The following is a 17,934-nucleotide window of genomic DNA, read 5'->3' as shown; positions in this document are numbered from 1 at the left end:
GAGTTCGATACCGTCGTGTAGCAAGCTTGACGCCTGCCGCGTCAATCCACCAGTTCGGGCGTGTCGATGGCCTGCTTCAACAAGTCGACGAACGCGATCACCGGTTGCGGCAGCGTGCGGCCCGCCATCGTCTGAACCTGTAGCGTGCGTTGATGCAGCTCGGGATTGCTCAGCGCGATCGCGGCGAGGCCATCGGTCTTCAACCGTCCGCGCACGGTGACGTAACCCGTCAGCGTGATCGCATCGGTGCGCCGCACATAGCTTTGCAGCGCGACGTGATAATTGCTGATGAATACCGGCTCGAAGACGAGTCCTTCAAGACTGCATGCGATATCGAACAACTGCCTGAGCGTAACGCCCTGATTGTGCATCGCGAGCGGCCACTTCAATAGGTCCGAAAGCGAAAGCATGTTGCGCGACGCCAGCGGATGACCGCGCCGCATCAGCGCATACACCGGCGCGCGCTGCGCGTAATGGACCTGCACGTCTTCTTCGGGCGCCATGCTGAAGCACACGGCGATATCGTGCGTGCCGTCGCGCACGCGTTGCGTCGCGATCGATGGCGCGGAAACATCGAGTTGAAAATGCGCCAGCGGATGCGTCTTGCGAAAATGCGCGAAGACTTGCGGCAGAAAATCCGGCGCCACGCCTTCGGATGCCGCGATGCGTATCGTCGCGCGACCGCTCGCGCTCAATCCATGAATCTCGTCGATGACGCGCTCTTCTTCCAGCGCGCTGCGCCGCGCATGATTGGCGAGCAAGCGCCCGGCATCGGTCAGCACCATGCCGCGCGGACGCCTTTCGAACAGCGGCGTGCCCATCTGCTCTTCGAGCTTGGCAATCTGCCGGCTCAACGCCGACACCGCCACGAACAGACGCTCGGAGGCCTTGCTGAGCGATCCGCTGCGCGCGACCTCGAGGAAATAGCGTAACGCGGTCTGATCCATGAGCGTCTCCATCGAGTTCATCGAAAGCGCGCGCTTTGCCGATACGGCAAAGGTCCCTGAGAAATATTGTAATTGTCCAGAAATATCGTCCACGTCAGCATGAATTCGTTCGCGCTGCTGCCTGGCGCGTCATGCGATCGGCTCAAGCCCAGACGTAGAACGATGTTGACCCACGATACCGCCATCCAGCATGCCAAGCAGTATTTCGATTCAGGCGCGTTCCTCGACGACCTGCAGCGCCGCGTCGCGTTTCGCACCGAGAGTCAGGAAGCCGACAGCGCACCGCGCCTGCTCGGTTATCTCGAAGACGAACTCACGCCGCTGCTGCGCGCATGGGGTTTCACCTGCCGCGTAGTTGAAAACCCTAAGGGCGCGGGGCCGTTTCTGATTGCGCATCGGCATGAAGGCGACGATCTGCCAACCGTGCTCGGGTACGGTCACGGCGATGTCGTGCGCGGCTACGACGCGCAATGGTCCGAGGGCTTGTCGCCATGGCGCGTGACGGTCGACGGCGATCGCTGGTACGGACGCGGCACCGCCGACAACAAAGGCCAGCACAGCATCAACCTCGCCGCGCTGAAGGCCGTGCTCGACGCGCGCGACGGCAAGCTCGGCTTCAATCTGAAGCTGCTCTACGAGACCGGCGAGGAAGTCGGCTCGCCGGGCCTGGCCGACGTCTGCGCGCAATTGCGCGACGAACTCGCCGCCGATGTATTGATCGCCTCCGACGGCCCGCGTCTCGCCGCTCATCGCCCGACGATGTTCCTCGGCTCGCGCGGCGTCATCAACTTTCGCCTAGACATCACCGCACGCGATGGCGCGCATCACTCCGGCAACTGGGGCGGCTTGCTGAGCAATCCGGGCATCGTGCTGGCGAACGCGATTGCATCGATGGTCGATGCGCGCGGCAAAATCCTGATCGAAGGCCTGCGCCCGCCGCCGATTCCCGACTCGGTAGTTCGCGCGCTGAAGGGCATCACGGTCGGCGGCAATCCGGGCGAACCGCAAGTCGATATCGACTACGGCGAACCTGGTCTCACGCCCGCGGAACGCGTGTTCGGCTGGAACAATATCGAAGTGCTCGCCTTCAAGACCGGCAATCCCGACAAGCCCGTCAACGCGATCCCGCCGAGCGCCTATGCGCACATGCAGATTCGCTTCGTGGTCGGCACGGACTATCGCAATCTGCAGCGCATCGTGCGCGATCATCTCGATGCGCACCGCTTCTCCGCCGTCCATGTCGAAGTCGAGCGCGGCATGCCCGCGACGCGTGTCGATCCCGACAACGCATGGGTGCAATGGGCGCTGCGCTCGCTCACGCAAACCACCGGTCAAGCGCCCGTGCTGCTGCCCAATCTCGGCGGCACGCTGCCCAACGACGTCTTCGCCGATGTGCTCGGCATGCCCACGCTGTGGGTGCCGCATTCGTATCCCGGCTGTTCGCAACATGCGCCCGACGAGCATCTGCTCGGATCGGTCGCGGAAGAAGGCTTGCGCATCATGGCCGGCCTGTACTGGGATTTGGGCGCGCAGGAAGGCGATGCGTCGTCGACCAATCCCGCCCGTCATCTGCCGCGCGCCGCGCACGGAGGCCATCGCAATGAGCACTGAAACGGTTCGCATGTCCTCCACGCACGAGCAGCGTGCATCGGACGGGAAGGTAGCGAAGCTGATCGTCGCGACGTCGATCGGCAATGCGCTCGAGTTCTACGATCTGGTCGTCTACGGCTATTTCGCGGGCATTCTGTCGAAGCTGTTCTTTCCCGCGCACGATCACACCGTATCGCTGCTGCTTACGCTGGGCACCTTCGCACTCTCGTATCTTGCGCGTCCGGTCGGCGCGCTCGTGCTCGGTTCGTATGGCGACCGGCACGGACGCAAGGCGGCGCTCACGCTTTCCATCTCGTTGATGACGCTCGGCACCGGCCTCGTCGCGCTGATGCCGCCGTATGCATCGATCGGCGTGATCGCGCCGATTCTGGTGTTCGCATCGCGCTTGCTTCAAAGGTTTTCGGCGGGCGGCGAGTTCGGCAGTTCGACGGCGTTTCTGGTCGAACACAAGCCGGAACGCAGCGGCTTCATGTCGAGCTGGCAGTTTTCGAGTCAAGGCGCGAGCACGCTGCTCGCCTCGCTGTTCGGCGCGGTGCTGACCAGCACGCTCACCACCGCGCAACTCGAAAGCTGTGGATGGCGTATTCCATTTTTGTTCGGCATGCTAATCGGTCCGATCGGACTCTACATTCGCCGGCGCATGGACGAAACGCCCGAGTTCGAGCATGCGGAAAAGCTCGAATCACCCGTGCGCGTGATGCTCGCGACGCAAAAAACGCGGCTGCTCGTGGCCATCGGCTCGCTGATTCTCACGACGACGGCCAACTACATGCTGCTCTACATGCCGACGTATGCGGCGCGTCAGCTCGGTTTGTCGCCGTCGTCGGGCTTCATCGCGACGCTGACGGCTGGCTTCATCATGATGGTGCTGGTGCCGATCGTCGGGCATCTGTCGGACAAGTACGGGCGTTATCGGATCATGATCGTGACGGGCGCGGTGTTCTTTCTGACCGTGTATCCGGCTTTCATGTTCATGAACGCGCATCCTTCCTTGCCGACGCTGATCGCCGCAGTCGTCTGGGTCGCGTTGCTCAAGGCCACGTACTTCGCGCCGATTCCCGCGCTGATGGCGGAACTGTTCCCGACCGCCACACGCACGACCGGCATGGCTTTCGGCTATAACATCGGCACGACGATTTTCGGCGGCTTCACGCCGCTGGCGGTGGCATCGCTGATCGCGGTGACGCACAACAATCTCGCGCCCGGACTTTACCTGATGATCGCCGCCGTATTGAGCCTCATCACGCTCGTATGGGCGCGGCGGCATCTGAATATTCGCTAAACTCGCTAAGCGCGACGAATGCAGAGGAGACGAACGACATGAACGAAGCATTGCAACGCGCGATTCAATTTTCGATCGATCACGAATCGAGCTGGGATCGCCAAGTCACCGGCAACTGGGGCGTGCACGTCAACGATCCGCCGCCGTGGAACACGCTGCTCGGACCGGTGCACGATCGCGGGCCGGTATCGGGCGCAATCGCGCTCGATGGACGCGTGCTCGCAACCTGGGGCGAGCCGGATCGCGCCGATCTCACTTTCAGCATCGCCAAGACTTATCTCGCGTTGTTGGCGGGCGTGGCTTTCGATCGCGGATTGCTGTCCGATCCGGACGAACCGGTGCGCGAGCGCGTTCGCGGTATCGGCTTCGACGATGCGCACAACGCGTCCATCACCTGGACGCACTTGCTGCAACAGACGAGCGAATGGCAAGGCGAATGCTTCGGCTTGTCGGATCAGGCGGACCACTATCGCGCGATCACATTCGGCGCGCCGCCCGATGGCAAGAAGGGCGATCTGCGTCCGTTGAACACACCCGGCACGTACTGGGAATACAACGACGTGCGCATCAATCAACTGTCGCTCGCGCTGCTGCATCTGTTTCGCAAGCCCTTGCCCGAAGTGTTTCGCGAAAGCATCGCGCGTCCTTGCGGCTTGAGCGAACACTGGAACTGGGCCGGTTACGATCGCGCGTGGACCGAGATCGACGGCACGCGCATGCAGTCGGTGCCGGGCGGCACGCATTGGGGCGGCGGCGTATCGATCAGCGCGAACGATCAACTGAAGATCGCGCGGATGCTGCTCGACGAAGGCCTGTCCGAAGGAAAACGCGTGCTATCGAAGGAATGGATCGCGCGGATGCGCACGCCCGCCGCGCTCGCGCCCTTCTACGGCTATCTCGTGTGGCTCAATACCGATCGCACGATGTTTCCGCGCGTGCCTGAATCGAGCTATTTCGGCGTCGGCGCGGGCAGCTCCTTCATGTGGATCGAGCCCTCCACGCGGCTCGCGCTGATCGTGCGATGGCTCAACTCCGAGCACGCGAACGAGTTCTTCGGTCTCGTGTACGACGCGATTCGGACGCTGCGTTAAATCCTCCGTTAAACCAAGTCGCGCGCGCACGCAATGGCGGAAAACGCTGCCCCGCGTGTCGTTTATGACCGGGTCGCGGACGCTTGAGCGAAGGCGTCCGCGCGACCGCGACGGCACACTCATTCCTCCCGCCACGCCGGGCACGAGGCGTCCGAGATCGCGCCTCGACCGTTCGACGGGCCATCGAGGAGCGATCAATTGAGCATTCCGCACGCGCGCGTCACGCCGCTTCATTCGCACACCGCGATCAAGGACATCACCGTGGTCGATCACGCGCTGCTCAGGCGCGCGGTCGGCGCCATGGCGATCGGCAACGCGATGGAGTGGTTCGACTTCGGCGTGTATAGCTATATCGCGGTCGTGCTGGGCCAGGTGTTCTTTCCATCGACGAGCCCGTCCGCGCAGTTGATCGCCGCGTTCGGCACCTTCGCGGCGGCGTTTCTGGTGCGTCCGGTCGGCGGGATGATGTTCGGGCCGTTAGGCGACCGCATCGGCCGTCAGCGCGTGCTCGCGATGACGATGATCATGATGTCGCTGGGCACCTTCGCAATTGGCCTGATTCCGAGCTATCAGTCGATCGGCATGGCCGCGCCTGTGCTGTTGCTGGTCGCGCGTCTCGTTCAAGGCTTTTCGACCGGCGGCGAGTACGGCGGTGCTGCGACCTTCATCGCCGAATTCTCCACCGATGCGCGACGCGGCTTCATGGGCAGCTTTCTCGAAGTGGGCACGCTGGTCGGCTATATCCTCGGCGCTGGCACGGTCGCGGTGTTGACGGCTTCGATGTCGCACGAGGCGCTGTTGTCGTGGGGATGGCGCGTGCCGTTCTTTATCGCCGGGCCGCTGGGCATCGTGGGTCTTTACATTCGCTTGCGGCTCGAAGAAACACCGGCGTTCAAGAAGGAAGCCGATGCACGCGAGCATGAAGAGAAGTCGCGCCCGAAGCAATCGTTCTTCGACATGCTCGTGCATCAATGGAAGCCGCTGCTGCAATGCGTCGGCCTCGTGCTGATCTTCAACGTGACCGACTATATGGCGCTGTCGTATCTGCCGAGCTATGTCAGCGACGCTGCATTTCGACGAGACGCATGGATTATTCGTCATGCTTATCGTTATGGCGCTGATGATCCCGATGACGCTGTTCGCCGGTCACCTCTCCGACAAGATCGGCCGCAAGCCGGTGATGCTCGCGGGCTGCGTGGGCCTGCTCGCGCTGTCGATTCTCGCGCTCACGCTGATTCGCACCGGCGCGCTGCTGCCCGTCTTCATCGGCATGCTGATGCTGGGCGCGATGCTCTCGACCTTCACCGGCGTGATGCCGTCCGCGTTGCCTGCATTGTTTCCCACGCGCATTCGTTACGGCGCGCTCGCCATCGGCTTCAATGTGTCGGTATCGCTCTTCGGCGGCACGACGCCGCTCGTCACCGCGTGGCTCGTCGATGCGACCGGCAACCTGATGACGCCCGCCTACTATCTGATGGGCGCATCGTTGATCGGCATCGTGTCGGTGTGCGCGTTGTGCGAATCGGCGCGGCAGCCCTTGCCCGGTTCCGCACCTTGCGTGGCATCGCACGAAGAAGCGCACGCGCTGTCGCGTGTCAAACGCGCGGCGGTGTCGAACATCAATCGCGCACGCGCCTGACGAGCGCTCAATCCGCCATCAATCGCAGATGCTTTTGCTCCGTGGTTTCATCGACGGGAAACATGCATTCGATGTGCAACTCTTGCGCCGCGACCGTCAGCGGCGTGCCGATGCCCGTCACCATGGAAAAGTATTCGAGCACGTCGCCATCGTGCGTGAAGCCGATGGGAATGACCGGCATGGTCGGCCGCGCCGATGACAGGTCGTGCGAACGCCAGTCGTCGGGCACATCGGGATATGCGCATAGCGCATCGAGCAGATCGCGCGTGCCCGTGTCGATCGCGTAGCCGACCGTTTCGCGCTGCACGCGTTGCAGCAGGCTGCGCGCGACGCGTTCCCAATCGGCGACGAAGGGCCGCATGCCGTGCGGATCGAACATCAGATGCAGCATGTTGCGCGGACCCGTGCGCGCGGCCATGTCGATAAAGCGATTGAAGAAGCGCGGCGCGGCGTCGTTGGTCATCAGCACGTTCCAGTGACGGTCCATCACGATGGCCGGAAACGGTTCGTGCTGATGCAACACGCGCGCGAGCGCCCGCGTCACGCCCTGCATTTCCTGCGCGTTCCATGGCGTTTCCGGATACATTGGCGCATAGCCCGCGGCCAGCAGCAGCGCATTGCGCTCGCGCAGCGGCACGTCGAGCGTCTGCGCGATATCGAGCAAGGTCTGACGCCCCGGCGTGCTGCGTCCGCTTTCGATAAAGCTGATCTGCCGCTGCGAAATACCCGCCTCCAGCGAAAGATCGAGCTGACTCATGCCGCGCTCGTCGCGCCAATGGCGCAGCAGGCTGCCGAGGTCGTTCTGTGCGTCTTTGACGATGCTCATTCGATGCCATCACACGGTTGTGCCGGCGCGCCATGCGTAGTCGCCGAACTGCGCTTCGAGCGGCGGTTGCGTGACGCTGCCGGTGTAATTCGTAATCGTCGATGCCGCGACCACCGCGATGACTTCGAGCACCTGCTCGCGTTCAAAACCGGCCGCGAGAAAGCGCGCTTCGTCGTCTTGCGCGATGCGGCCGCGCTTGTCGATAAGCGTGCGCGCCAGCGTCGACAGCGCCGCGAGCCGTGCATCGGCGGGTGGCTGGCCGTGGCGGATCGCATCGACATCGGCGGCGGACACGCCTTGCTTCAGGGCAAGCGCGCTATGAAACGCGACGGCCCATTCGCTCGCGTTGGTGACGGCGTTGGTCAGCAGCAGCGTCTGGATCTGCGCTTCGGTGAGACTGCTCGCATGCACGCGCTCGTAACAGACCGATAAAGCCGTTGATCAACACGGGCGATGCCGCCATCGTACCGGCAATGTTGGGAATCAGCCCGAAGGTCTCGTGAAGTTGCGCCAACACGGGGCGCGATTGCGCGGGCGCGGTTTCGATCGTATGAACGATGTAGTTCGACATGGAAGGCTCCTTGGTGTCGCGCCGCCGTGACTGGCAGCGCATGACCAAAGAGTAGAGACGCGCGCGCGGCGCGCCAATTACATGGCATGTAATTAGCGATCACGCATCCATTGCGTGGCGCATGGCTTGCAGAAAGCACACATACGCGGTCGCGCCCGGATCGGCATGACCGATGCTGCGCTCTTGCACCCAGGCGGCGCGACCCTTTTGCGATTGCATGCTCACGGTTTCGTCGACGCGCGCCTGTGCCGTTGCGATCATCGCGTCGAGACTTGCGAGCGCATCGCCTTGCGATGATTGAAGCGTATCGAGACTCGGCAGCAAGGCATCGAGCACGGTCTTGTCGCCGAGTTTGCTTTTGCCGCGCTTCGTGATACGCGATGCCACGGCTTGCCCGATGGTCAAGGCATCGTCGCGGCTGACTTCGCTTTTGCCTTGCATCGTCTTCGCCGCCGCGAGCAAGCCGCCGCCGACGAGCGCGGCAAACGTCGATGGATTCGCCGTGGAAAACGCCCTGCCCGCCGCGAGCAGGATCTCATTGATCTGCGCCTCCTCGGGCAACGCGCTCAACGCTTTCACGACCGCTTCCGATCCCGCGCGCACCGTGATGCCGAGATCGCCGTCGCCCAATGCCGCGTCGAGATCGCGCAATTCATCGGCGTGCGCGGGGAGATCGCTCAGCGCGTGAGGATATCGCGCAGTTGCTGGCTCGTTACGCTCATCGTGCGCTCCTTTTAAGCCTTGGTGCCTTCGCGGAAGAACGGCGAAGCAGCGGGTGCGTCGAGCAATGCTTCGAGTTCGTCGTCGAGCAGCATGACGGTGATGGATGCACCGGCCATCTCCAGACTCGTCACATATTCGCCGATATACGACCATGCGACATTTAGGCCATCGGCTTCGATGATTTTCGTGGCCTGACGATAGAGCAGATAGAGTTCTTCGAGCGGCGTCGCGCCCAAGCCGTTGACCAATATCGCCAGTCGCGAGCCTTTGGGCGCGGCCAGATCGTCGAGGATCTGCCGCATCAGCGTGTGACCGATTTCATCCGCCGATTGCAGCTTGCCGCGATGCGTGCCCGGCTCGCCGTGAATGCCGATGCCGATTTCCATTTCGCCATCGGGCAGCGTGAAGGTCGGTTTGCCTGCGGCGGGCAGGATCGTTGGCGAGAGGCCGACGCCCATCGTGCGGCAATTCGCGTTGGCCTTCGCGCAGATGCGTGCGACTTCTTCGAGCGAATCGCCGCGTTCGGCAGATGCGCCTGCGCACTTGAACGCGAATACCATGCCGGCTAGGCCGCGTCGATCGTCGGACTTTTCTTTCGGGGCGGAGGCTACGTCGTCGGTCAGCACCACGGTTTTTATGTCGATGCCTTCGGCGTCGGCCAGGTCGGATGCGAGGTCGAAATTCAACACGTCGCCGCCGTAGTTGCCGTAGACATAGAGCACGCCTGCGCCGCCGTTCACCGCCTTCGTCGCTTCCAGTATCTGTTCCGATGACGGCGATGAAAAGACATTGCCTACTGCTACGCCGCTGCACAGGCCCTCGCCTACGTAGCCTAGAAAGCCCGGTAAGTGGCCGGAGCCGCCGCCTGTTACGATGCCGACTTTTCCTTTATTCGGTGCGTCGGCTCTGACTAATGCCCTGCGGTCTGGGTTGGCCGCCTTGATCCATTTTGGATGGGCTTTTAGCAAGGCTTCTATGATTTCGTCGACGAATACGTCGGGGTTGTTGATGATCTTTTTCATCGCTGCCATGTCTCTTTTTTTTGCCGCTTTCGCAAGTTTCTGTTCAGTAGCCGCCTCCCCGGCGGAGGGGTAACTTTCTTTGCGGCTGCAAAGAAAGTTACCAAAGAAAGCAGCTTCTTGACAGCACCGCTGTCCTTCTCGTCGCTACCGGTGTCATACTTGCTCCAGCCAGCCTGGCGGGGCGCCAGGCTCCTCTCGAGTTATGTTCTTTGTGCTTTGTTATTCGGTATCCTTAGTTTTTCTTTCTCTGACTCAACGCGTCCAGCAGCACCGCCGCGAAGATCACGCCGCCCTGTATAAACTGCGTCCAGAACGGGTTCACGCCCAGCAGCGACAGCCCCACGTTGATCACGCCGATCAGCACCACGCCGATGAACGTGCCGACGATCGATCCCCTTCCGCCCGCCAGCGACGTTCCGCCGATCACGATGGCCGCAATAACCTGCAATTCCAGTCCGTTCGCCGCCGACGGCAGCGCCGAATTCAAACGCCCCGCCAGCACGATGCCCGCTATCGCCGCCGTCGCGCCCGCCAGCGTGTAGGTGAAGAAGACCACTCTGCGCACCGGTATGCCCGCCAGTCGCGCCGCTTCCTGATTGCCGCCCACCGCAAACACCTGATGGCCGAAAGTCGTCTTGCGCAGCAATACATGGCCGATCACGAAGACCACCAGCATGACGATCATCGGCATCGGCAAGCCGGCGATGGTCTTCGCGCCGAACACCGTGAACGCGTTCGGGAAGTCGAACTTCGTGCGGCCATCCGATATCGCCAGCGTCAGGCCGCGGCCCATCGCCATGGCCGCGAGGGTGACGATTAAGGGCACGAGCCGCAGCCATGAAATCGCGAGCCAGTTGATCGCGCCGACCGCCGCGCCCGTCGCCAGTGCGATGAACAATCCGCCGATGCCCAAGCCCACCGCGCCCGGACTCAATCCCGCCATGAAGGTCGCCGCGACCATGCCGCTCAATGCAACGAGCGATCCCACCGACAGATCGATGCCCGATGTGATGATCACGAACGTGCCGCCCACCGCCGCGATGCCGACGACCGAGACCTGCACCATGATGTTGGTCAGCGTGCTGGTCGTCAGAAACTCGGGCGATGCGATCGACAACGCCACGCATATGATCACGAGCGCGGCGAACAACGGCCCGATGCCGCTCCTCAGTTGACGGATCACGCGGCGCGACAGCGCCTCCGTATCCGCACGATTGGCTGCCGTGGAGGTCATGCGCCTGCTCCTGTCGTTGCCCATTGAATGACGGTCTCGGAGTCCGCGCGATCGCGCGGAATCTCGGTCACGATGCTGCCGCGATACATCACCAGCACGCGATCGGACATGCCCAGCAACTCCGGCAACTCCGAGCTGACCATCACGACCGCCGCGCCCGCACGCGCCATCGCCACCATATGCGCGTAAATCTCCGTCTTCGCGCCCACGTCGATACCGCGCGTCGGTTCGTCGAGCATGATCACGACCGGATGCGTCGCGGTCGCGCGGCCGAGAATGACCTTCTGCTGATTGCCGCCGGAAAGCGTGCCCGTCATCTGCAACACTGACGACGCCCGCACCGCAAAACGCGTGCTCGCCTTCTGCGCCAACTTTCGTTTCTTCGCACGACTGACGAATCCGTTACTCGCCAGCGCCTTGAGGCTCGACAATGCGATGTTCTCTTCGATATTCGCCTCGAGCACGAGCCCTTCTAGCTTGCGATCTTCCGATGTATACACGAGCCCGTGACGCACGCCTTCGGTCGGCGAATGATTCGTCACCTTGCGGCCCTTCACGACGATTTCGCCCTTCGTTGCCGGGATCGCACCGAAGATCGTCTTCAGCAATTCCGTGCGCCCCGCGCCCGCAATACCCGCAATGCCGACGATCTCGCCCGCGCGCACCGAGAAGCTTGCATGGCGCACCAGCGGCGCGCTCGCGAGATCGCGCACTTCGAGCACGACCTCGCCGTAATCGCGCGGCTCCCACGGATAGAACGATTCGAGATTGCGCGCGACCATCGCCTGCACCAGTTCGGCTTCGGTCCAATCGGACATCGGCCGCGCGCCGACGGTCGCGCCATCGCGCATCACGACCGCCGAATCCGCGAGCTCGAATACTTCTTCCAGATGATGCGAAATGAAGATAATGCCCATCCCCTCTTCGCGCAAACGACGCACGACCGCATAGAGATTCTCGATGTCGTGGCTTTGCAGCGCGGCGGTCGGTTCGTCCATCACGAGGATGCGCGCATTGCGCGCGATCGCCTTCGCCACTTCGACGAGTTGCCGCTTGTTCAAAGGCAGATCGCCAAGACGCATCCACGGTGGCACGGTGTCGAGGCCGACGCGTGCCAGCGCTTCACGCGCCATCGCATTGGCCTCGCGATGCATCACGAAGCCGCTCTTCGACGGCATGCGGCCGAGGAACAGATTCTCCGCAACCGTCATGTCGTTGATCAGCGAAAGTTCCTGATAGATCACCGCCACGCCCGCATTGATCGCCGCGTTGGTGCCACGCGCAAGCGGCACGCCGTCGATCTCGATGCTGCCTTCATCGGGCTCGTATGCGCCCGACAGCGTCTTCACGAGTGAGGACTTGCCAGCACCGTTTTCGCCGACGATCGCGAGGACGTGACCGCGATGCAATTCGAGGCTCACGCCGCGCAGCGCCTTCACGCCGGGAAAGCTTTTGACGATGCCCTGCATGCGCAATAGCGGTGCTTTCGTGTGTGAAGGCGCGCGCTCCTGCGTCTTAGTTTCGACTGTCATGGTGTGCATTCCGCATGCGGGCCGCTCGCTTCCTTTTAAGTCGCGCGCGGCCGACGGTTGCCGTTACTGCTTCACTTCCTCGGACCACAAGCCGTATTGCTTCACCGCATCCGAATCGATATTTGCCTTGTCGATGAGCATGGTCGGCCATGCGTAGTTCGCGGGCACGTCCTTCTTCGCGTTGTAGTCGGCGATGAACTGCAGCGACTTGGCCGCCATGCGAATGGGGTTCTGCGAGATGGTCGCGTCCTGCTTGCCCGAGCGAATCGCCGACAAAGCCTGCGTCGTGCCGTCCGCACCGATGATCATGATGTGATCCTTGTCGCCGAGCGGCTTATAACGCCCTGCATTGTCGATGGCCTTTTCCGCGCCCACGGTGTTGTCGTCGTTCGCGCCGAATACCGCATCGATCTGCGGATACTTCTGCAGAATGTTGGTCATCGCGTTGAGCGATTTCTCCTGATCGAAGCCGCCTTCCTGACGCGCCACCACCTTGATGTCGGGATACTTCGCGATCTCGTCGCTGAAGCCCTTTTCGCGATCGGTCGCCGCCGTGGTGCCGACCAGCCCGATCAGATCGACGACATTCCCCTTCTCCGATCCATAACGCTTCTTCAGCTGATCCGCGATCCACTTGGCCGCCGTCTGCCCGAGCGCGACGTTATCCGATGCGACGAAAGACGTGACCTTGCCGCCGTCCGAACCGCGATCGAGCGTGAACACCGGAATGTTCATCTGATTCGCTTTCTCGACCGCGGGAATAATTGCCTTCGAATCGATCGGATTGAGCACGAGCGCGATCACGCCCTGGCTCAACAGATTGATGGCGTCGTTCACCTGCTGTTGCGCATCGCCGTTGGCGTTGGTCTGCGCGAGGTCGAAGCCCTGCGTTTTCGCTTCACGTTCGACGCCCGCCTTCAAGCCCACGAAGAACGCGTTGTTGAGCGTCGCGATCGAAAAGCCGATCTTCGTCTTGCCGCCCGTTGCCGCTGCCGCCGCTGGCGCGCTCGCTGCTTCGCTCGCACTCGCACTCGATGCACCGCTGCCCGACGAAGAGCTGTTATCGCTCTTCGAGCATCCTGTCAGCGCCGCCGCGCACAGCATCAACGCGCCCGCTGATTTTCCGAACGTTCCCCAGCTATCAAATCTTGCCGAACTCCAGGCCATGTCTGTCTCCGTTGTACGAGTTGTTCAATGCAGCCCGTTTGATGTTTTGACGAGCGCTTCAGCCTTGCTTGTTTCGCCTGCCGTAAGTCTTGAACTTCTCCAGCACTTCATCCATCTGTTCATCGGATAGCACGGGCGGCGTGCCGAGCTGCGATGCAAGCAGATACTGCTTCGCCAGCACTTCCACTTCATGCGCGAGCCACAGCGCACGCGCGAGATCGTCGCCGAGCGCGATTACGCCATGATGCGCAAGCAGACACGCGCGATGTCCTTCGAGCGCGCTCAGCGCGTGATCCGACAGGCGCTGACTGCCGAACACCGCATACGGCGCGCAACGAATCGAACGACCGCCCGCCGCCGCGACCATGTAATGCACGGCGGAAATATCGCGGCACTGAATCGCGAGCGCAGTCGCGGCAGTCGAATGCGTATGAACGACGGCGTTCATGTCGACGCGTGCGCGCAGAATGTCGCGATGAATACGCCACTCCGACGATGGCCGTGCGATGCGAAAGACTTCGTCATCGTTCTGCACGTCGAGCCTTAAAAATACGATGTTTTCTTCGTTCAGTTCGCGCGCTGGTACGCCGCTCGGCGTGATCAGCAAGCCGTCGCTGAAGCGCGCGCTGACATTGCCCGACGTGCCCTGATTGATGCCCAAGCGCTCCATCTCGCAAGCCGTTTCGACGATGCCCCGGCGCAGCGCGCCTTCGTCGGCCGCGCTCATGCGGCATTGCCCTCGGCGGCGAACAGGCTCTTGAGCGAACGCTCGAACGGCGCTCTGACAATGCCGCGTTCCGTGATGAAGCCGGTCACGAGCGCATGCGGCGTCACGTCGAATGCGGGATTGCGCGCCTTGATGCCTTGTGGCGCGATGCGCTGTCCCGCCAGATGCGTGACCTCCGTATCGCGCCGCTCTTCGATTTCGATTTGCGCGCCCGTCGCCGTATGAAAATCGAGCGTCGACGAAGGACAGGCGACATAGAACGGAATGTCGTAATGACGCGCGGCGATCGCAAGACCCAACGTGCCGATCTTGTTGGCGAAGTCGCCATTCGCCGCGACGCGATCGGTGCCGACGATGATCAGATCCACCAGCCCTTGCGACATCATCGACGCAGCGGCGCCATCCATGATCAGCGTGACGTCCACGCCGGCCTGCTGCAATTCGAATGCGGTGAGACGCGCGCTTTGCAGCAAGGGACGCGTTTCATCCGCGAACACTTTGAACGCGATGCCCGCGCGATGCGCCGCATAGATCGGCGCGGTTGCCGTGCCCAAACCCGTCGTCGCCAGAGCGCCCGCGTTGCAATGCGTGAGCACGCCATCGCCGGGACGGATCAGCGGCATGCCATGCACGCCGATGCCTTCGCACAGCGCGATATCCTCTTCGTGGATGCGCCTGGCTTCATCCACGAGCGCGTCATACAGCAATGCCGAATCCTGCGCATTGCATTCGCGCGCGCGACGCAACATGCGCTTCAGGCTCCAGCTTAGATTGACCGCAGTAGGACGCGCCGTATCGAGCCACGCCGCGCGTCGTTCGAGTTCGGAGCGGAATTGCGCAAGCGACAACTCGCGCGCATCCTGCATTGCCACGCACAGCCCGTATCCTGCCGCCACGCCGATGGCCGGTGCGCCACGCACGCGCAACTCGTGAATCGCGCGCCATACGGATGCCGCATCGGCAACATGCTCGACGACGATTTCCAACGGCAGACGCGTCTGATCGAGCAGCAGCAAATCGCCATCGCGCCATTCGATGGTCGGGGCCAGCGTCGGGAACAAGGGCTGCGAAACCATAAGCGCTCCGGTTAGCGTGATGCGGCCGCTTCGCGCAGCGTATCGCGCGCGAGCATCGAGACCTGTTCAATATCGGTAAGCATCGCGCGCTGCACGAGCAGCACTTCCGCGCAATGCAGGCAGCGCAGTTCGATCTGCGCGCGTAACGCGGCATCGGGAATGCGCGTGATCTCCGCAACCTTCGCCATGCCGACGATACGGCGAATCATCTTGCAACCCGCGAAACCGAGCGTGTCCGCAAGCAGCCGCCGCATGAAATGCGCGCGATACGCATCGACCGTGCGGCTGTCCGCCGCGCCGCCGATAAAGCGTCTGCCGCTGCGACTCTCGTGTTCGCGCCAGAGCTTCAGGAACGCGGCGCTAAAGCCGTTCCAGATCCGTACGACCTGATCGAGCAGCCATTCCTGATACGCGTGCGGATCGCCGTCATTCAAACGCCCGTGATAGTCGCGCGAGAAATACGCCAGCAACAGATTCGCGATCAGCGCGCCGATATCGAAGCCCATCGGCCCATAAAACGCGAACTCGGAATCGATGACATAGGTCTCGCGTTCGTTGACCATGATCGAACCCGTATGCAGATCGCCGTGCAGCAAGGTCTCCGCGTGATTCATGAATGCCCACTTCATGTCGGCGGCCACGAGACGCAATGGCTCGCTGGTTCTCAGCCGTTCGAGCGCCGACGCAGGCAACGCAGCGCTATACACGTTCGATGGATGATCCTCGAACGGGAATGTGAAAACGAGGTCTTCGGTGATCTTGCACAACTCTGCATTGACCGCTCGGCCAACGGCTTCCTTCTTGATGTCCGGTGCAAGGAACAGATCGGAGCCGTAGAACAGCGTATGCGCGAGATACGTCGCCATATGATCCGCGAGCAGCGGATACGTGACGCCATCGATCAGGCCTTGCCGCAGGATGCGATGCTCGGCGAGATGCTGCATCACCATCAGATAGCGCTTCTGGTCGGCGTAATAGACCTTCGGCACATGCTGCGGGCACAGCGCGCCGAAGCGCCGCAAAGCCGCGACCTCGTGATCCATGCGCTGGCACGACAGCGGCCAGTTCTTGCCGATGAGCCGCAGAAACGGCGGCGCCTGCTTGACGACGACGCTGCGCTCGCGTTCCCGCGCGTTGGTCACGAAATACACGAAGTTCAGATTGCCGTCGCCCACTTCGGCGATGTCGAGATCGCTCGAATCGTCCAGACGTGCGCGCACCTCGGCGATGCCGCCGAGATAATCCGCGAGCGCGGACGCGGTGAATGCTTCAAACTCCATCGGTGTCTCCTCCGATGTGTTCCGGCACGCAGCGGCACTTTAGTCGGCGACTAGTCAGCGACGCTTGCGCACCAGATCGAACTTGAAGATGCTTGTGTTGTAGTAGTCATTGCCATAGCAGAGCGGCTCGCCGCTCTGATCGAAGTCCACTTCGTCCAGCAAAAGAAACAGGCCGAAACCATCGCCGAGTTCGGGCAGATCGCGCGGCGTGAGAATGGTCGGTTGTATCGACGTATGCGTATGCGACAGACGCCGGCCGATGCGCGCGAACATGCCGAACAGCGACTCGCCCAACTCACCGTTCGCCGCGTCGAAAACCGCCTTGGGAATGGTGTCGATGCAATACGCGGCGATTGCATTGTCCGCGCGACGCACGCGCTCGATACGCACGCATGCATCGCCCGGTGCAATGCCCAGCTTCTCCGCGAGACTCTCCGATGCGGCGATCGTCTCCATCTGGATGCGGTTGGTGGACGGCACCGCGCCGACGCTCTTGATCATGTCCGTCACGGACATCAGATCATCGAGGCCGCCTTGCAGCTTGAGCGAAATTTGTCTGATGAAGGTGCCGCGGCCTTGCACACGCTCCAGCAGACCATGCGAAATCATTTGCGCCACGGCTTCGCGCAAGCTCGAACGACCTACGCCCAACAATTCGCAAAGCTCTATTTCCGTGGGAATTTGATCGCCTGGCTTGAGCTTGCGCTCGCGGATCATCATGAGGAGCGATTCCTGGATCTTGTCGCTCATCGAACGTTCGACGCTCAGGCGCATGGGGCTCTCTCGGATGGCACGACGTCAAATATACATCAGACGTCTGATGTTTTTCTTGGGATTTTCCCATAGTGCTTTAGATAATTTTCAAGCGCGATTTATCACGCAAGCGCAGCATTAAATCGCCCGAATAGGCTTGGATATTGAGTTGACGCGTCATTGCAATGCACGAAAATTCGTCTGATGCCATACATCGCGCAAGCAGTAAAACGCGCGCATGCGCCGTGCGCGCCTTTAAAATCGATGTGTAGAATGAGCGCGTCTTAGCTGCAAAGGCTCCATCGCGTTCGTCTTGACGAAGCGCTTACTAGGTCCTGTTCACATTTAAGAGCGGCCCGAAGGCAGACACGATGGAGACAAAGGTGAGGTAGCTGTGGGCGAGTTTGTCATATCGAGTGGCGACGCGACGAAAATGCTTGATACGCTTAAAGA

General features: G+C 61.9%; 14 protein-coding genes and 3 pseudogenes. 4 read left to right on the top strand and 13 right to left on the bottom strand.

Annotation, left to right across the window (positions count from 1 at the left end; genetic code table 11):
• Nucleotides 1-41: 41 nt before the first annotated feature.
• Nucleotides 42-947: a LysR family transcriptional regulator gene (locus BVER_RS08315; RefSeq protein ID WP_050452903.1), complete on the bottom strand. Its 906-nt coding sequence runs from the start codon at nucleotides 945-947 to the stop codon at nucleotides 42-44.
• A 165-nt stretch (nucleotides 948-1,112) separates the two neighbouring features.
• Between BVER_RS08315 and BVER_RS08310 the strand changes: the two genes are divergently transcribed.
• The 4 genes and pseudogenes from BVER_RS08310 (at nucleotide 1,113) to proP (ending at nucleotide 6,570) form a co-directional block, all read left to right on the top strand.
• On the top strand, nucleotides 1,113-2,558 hold the full coding sequence (locus tag BVER_RS08310) for a M20 family metallopeptidase (RefSeq protein ID WP_050452902.1): 1,446 nt from the start codon (nucleotides 1,113-1,115) through the stop codon (nucleotides 2,556-2,558).
• The gene (locus tag BVER_RS08305; RefSeq protein WP_050452886.1) at nucleotides 2,548-3,840 is read left to right on the top strand and encodes an MFS transporter; all 1,293 of its coding nucleotides are present in this window, start codon (nucleotides 2,548-2,550) and stop codon (nucleotides 3,838-3,840) included. The genes BVER_RS08310 and BVER_RS08305 overlap by 11 nt, the downstream gene beginning before the upstream one ends.
• 38 nt (nucleotides 3,841-3,878) lie before the next feature.
• A complete protein-coding gene (locus BVER_RS08300; protein ID WP_050452901.1) occupies nucleotides 3,879-4,931 on the top strand; it encodes a serine hydrolase domain-containing protein in 1,053 nt (350 codons plus the stop codon).
• 198 nt (nucleotides 4,932-5,129) lie between these two features.
• Nucleotides 5,130-6,570 (top strand): annotated as a pseudogene (gene proP / locus BVER_RS08295) (glycine betaine/L-proline transporter ProP).
• Nucleotides 6,571-6,577: 7 nt separating this feature from the next.
• Here the strand turns inward: proP and BVER_RS08290 are convergent.
• From BVER_RS08290 to BVER_RS32440, 12 genes and pseudogenes are all read right to left on the bottom strand, one after another.
• A complete protein-coding gene (locus BVER_RS08290; protein ID WP_050452885.1) occupies nucleotides 6,578-7,396 on the bottom strand; it encodes a helix-turn-helix domain-containing protein in 819 nt (272 codons plus the stop codon).
• Nucleotides 7,397-7,405: 9 nt separating this feature from the next.
• Nucleotides 7,406-7,967 (bottom strand): annotated as a pseudogene (locus tag BVER_RS08285) (carboxymuconolactone decarboxylase family protein).
• A 99-nt stretch (nucleotides 7,968-8,066) separates the two neighbouring features.
• The gene (locus BVER_RS08280; RefSeq protein ID WP_232316444.1) at nucleotides 8,067-8,618 is read right to left on the bottom strand and encodes a DAK2 domain-containing protein; all 552 of its coding nucleotides are present in this window, start codon (nucleotides 8,616-8,618) and stop codon (nucleotides 8,067-8,069) included.
• A gap of 83 nt (nucleotides 8,619-8,701) precedes the next feature.
• Nucleotides 8,702-9,712, bottom strand: coding sequence for a dihydroxyacetone kinase subunit DhaK (locus BVER_RS08275; protein WP_050452899.1), 1,011 nt, complete (start codon nucleotides 9,710-9,712; stop codon nucleotides 8,702-8,704).
• Nucleotides 9,713-9,944: 232 nt separating this feature from the next.
• Complete coding sequence (locus BVER_RS08270) at nucleotides 9,945-10,946, bottom strand: ABC transporter permease (RefSeq protein ID WP_050452884.1); 1,002 nt, start codon at nucleotides 10,944-10,946, stop codon at nucleotides 9,945-9,947.
• Complete coding sequence (locus BVER_RS08265; RefSeq protein WP_050452883.1) at nucleotides 10,943-12,487, bottom strand: sugar ABC transporter ATP-binding protein; 1,545 nt, start codon at nucleotides 12,485-12,487, stop codon at nucleotides 10,943-10,945. Before BVER_RS08265 ends, BVER_RS08270 begins: the two co-directional genes overlap by 4 nt.
• 54 nt (nucleotides 12,488-12,541) lie before the next feature.
• A complete protein-coding gene (locus BVER_RS08260; RefSeq protein WP_050452882.1) occupies nucleotides 12,542-13,645 on the bottom strand; it encodes a sugar ABC transporter substrate-binding protein in 1,104 nt (367 codons plus the stop codon).
• A 58-nt stretch (nucleotides 13,646-13,703) separates the two neighbouring features.
• Nucleotides 13,704-14,372, bottom strand: a complete 669-nt coding sequence (locus tag BVER_RS08255; RefSeq protein WP_050452881.1) for a class II aldolase/adducin family protein — start codon at nucleotides 14,370-14,372, stop codon at nucleotides 13,704-13,706.
• Nucleotides 14,369-15,448: an S-methyl-5-thioribose-1-phosphate isomerase gene (gene mtnA, locus BVER_RS08250; protein WP_050452880.1), complete on the bottom strand. Its 1,080-nt coding sequence runs from the start codon at nucleotides 15,446-15,448 to the stop codon at nucleotides 14,369-14,371. Before mtnA ends, BVER_RS08255 begins: the two co-directional genes overlap by 4 nt.
• Nucleotides 15,449-15,459: 11 nt before the next feature.
• Entirely contained in the window at nucleotides 15,460-16,728 is a 1,269-nt protein-coding gene (mtnK, locus tag BVER_RS08245; RefSeq protein ID WP_050452879.1) for an S-methyl-5-thioribose kinase, read from the bottom strand.
• 54 nt (nucleotides 16,729-16,782) lie between these two features.
• A complete protein-coding gene (locus BVER_RS08240; protein ID WP_232316443.1) occupies nucleotides 16,783-17,478 on the bottom strand; it encodes a GntR family transcriptional regulator in 696 nt (231 codons plus the stop codon).
• Between the two features lie 331 nt (nucleotides 17,479-17,809).
• Nucleotides 17,810-17,934: pseudogene (locus BVER_RS32440) on the bottom strand (IS5/IS1182 family transposase); the annotation flags it as partial.

It is taken from the genome of Candidatus Burkholderia verschuerenii (assembly GCF_001189365.1).
Lineage (GTDB): Bacteria > Pseudomonadota > Gammaproteobacteria > Burkholderiales > Burkholderiaceae > Caballeronia > Caballeronia verschuerenii.
This window is presented reverse-complemented; position numbering and strand designations above follow the sequence as displayed.

Coding starts and splice junctions, on each gene's coding strand:
- BVER_RS08315 (WP_050452903.1), bottom strand. CDS start 947: ATGGATCAGACCGCGTTACGCTATTTCCTCGAGGTCGCGCGCAGCGGA.
- BVER_RS08305 (WP_050452886.1), top strand. CDS start 2,548: ATGAGCACTGAAACGGTTCGCATGTCCTCCACGCACGAGCAGCGTGCA.
- BVER_RS08300 (WP_050452901.1), top strand. CDS start 3,879: ATGAACGAAGCATTGCAACGCGCGATTCAATTTTCGATCGATCACGAA.
- BVER_RS08290 (WP_050452885.1), bottom strand. CDS start 7,396: ATGAGCATCGTCAAAGACGCACAGAACGACCTCGGCAGCCTGCTGCGC.
- BVER_RS08275 (WP_050452899.1), bottom strand. CDS start 9,712: ATGAAAAAGATCATCAACAACCCCGACGTATTCGTCGACGAAATCATA.
- BVER_RS08270 (WP_050452884.1), bottom strand. CDS start 10,946: ATGACCTCCACGGCAGCCAATCGTGCGGATACGGAGGCGCTGTCGCGC.
- BVER_RS08265 (WP_050452883.1), bottom strand. CDS start 12,487: ATGCACACCATGACAGTCGAAACTAAGACGCAGGAGCGCGCGCCTTCA.
- BVER_RS08260 (WP_050452882.1), bottom strand. CDS start 13,645: ATGGCCTGGAGTTCGGCAAGATTTGATAGCTGGGGAACGTTCGGAAAA.
- BVER_RS08255 (WP_050452881.1), bottom strand. CDS start 14,372: ATGAGCGCGGCCGACGAAGGCGCGCTGCGCCGGGGCATCGTCGAAACG.
- mtnA (WP_050452880.1), bottom strand. CDS start 15,448: ATGGTTTCGCAGCCCTTGTTCCCGACGCTGGCCCCGACCATCGAATGG.
- mtnK (WP_050452879.1), bottom strand. CDS start 16,728: ATGGAGTTTGAAGCATTCACCGCGTCCGCGCTCGCGGATTATCTCGGC.
- BVER_RS08240 (WP_232316443.1), bottom strand. CDS start 17,478: ATGAGCGACAAGATCCAGGAATCGCTCCTCATGATGATCCGCGAGCGC.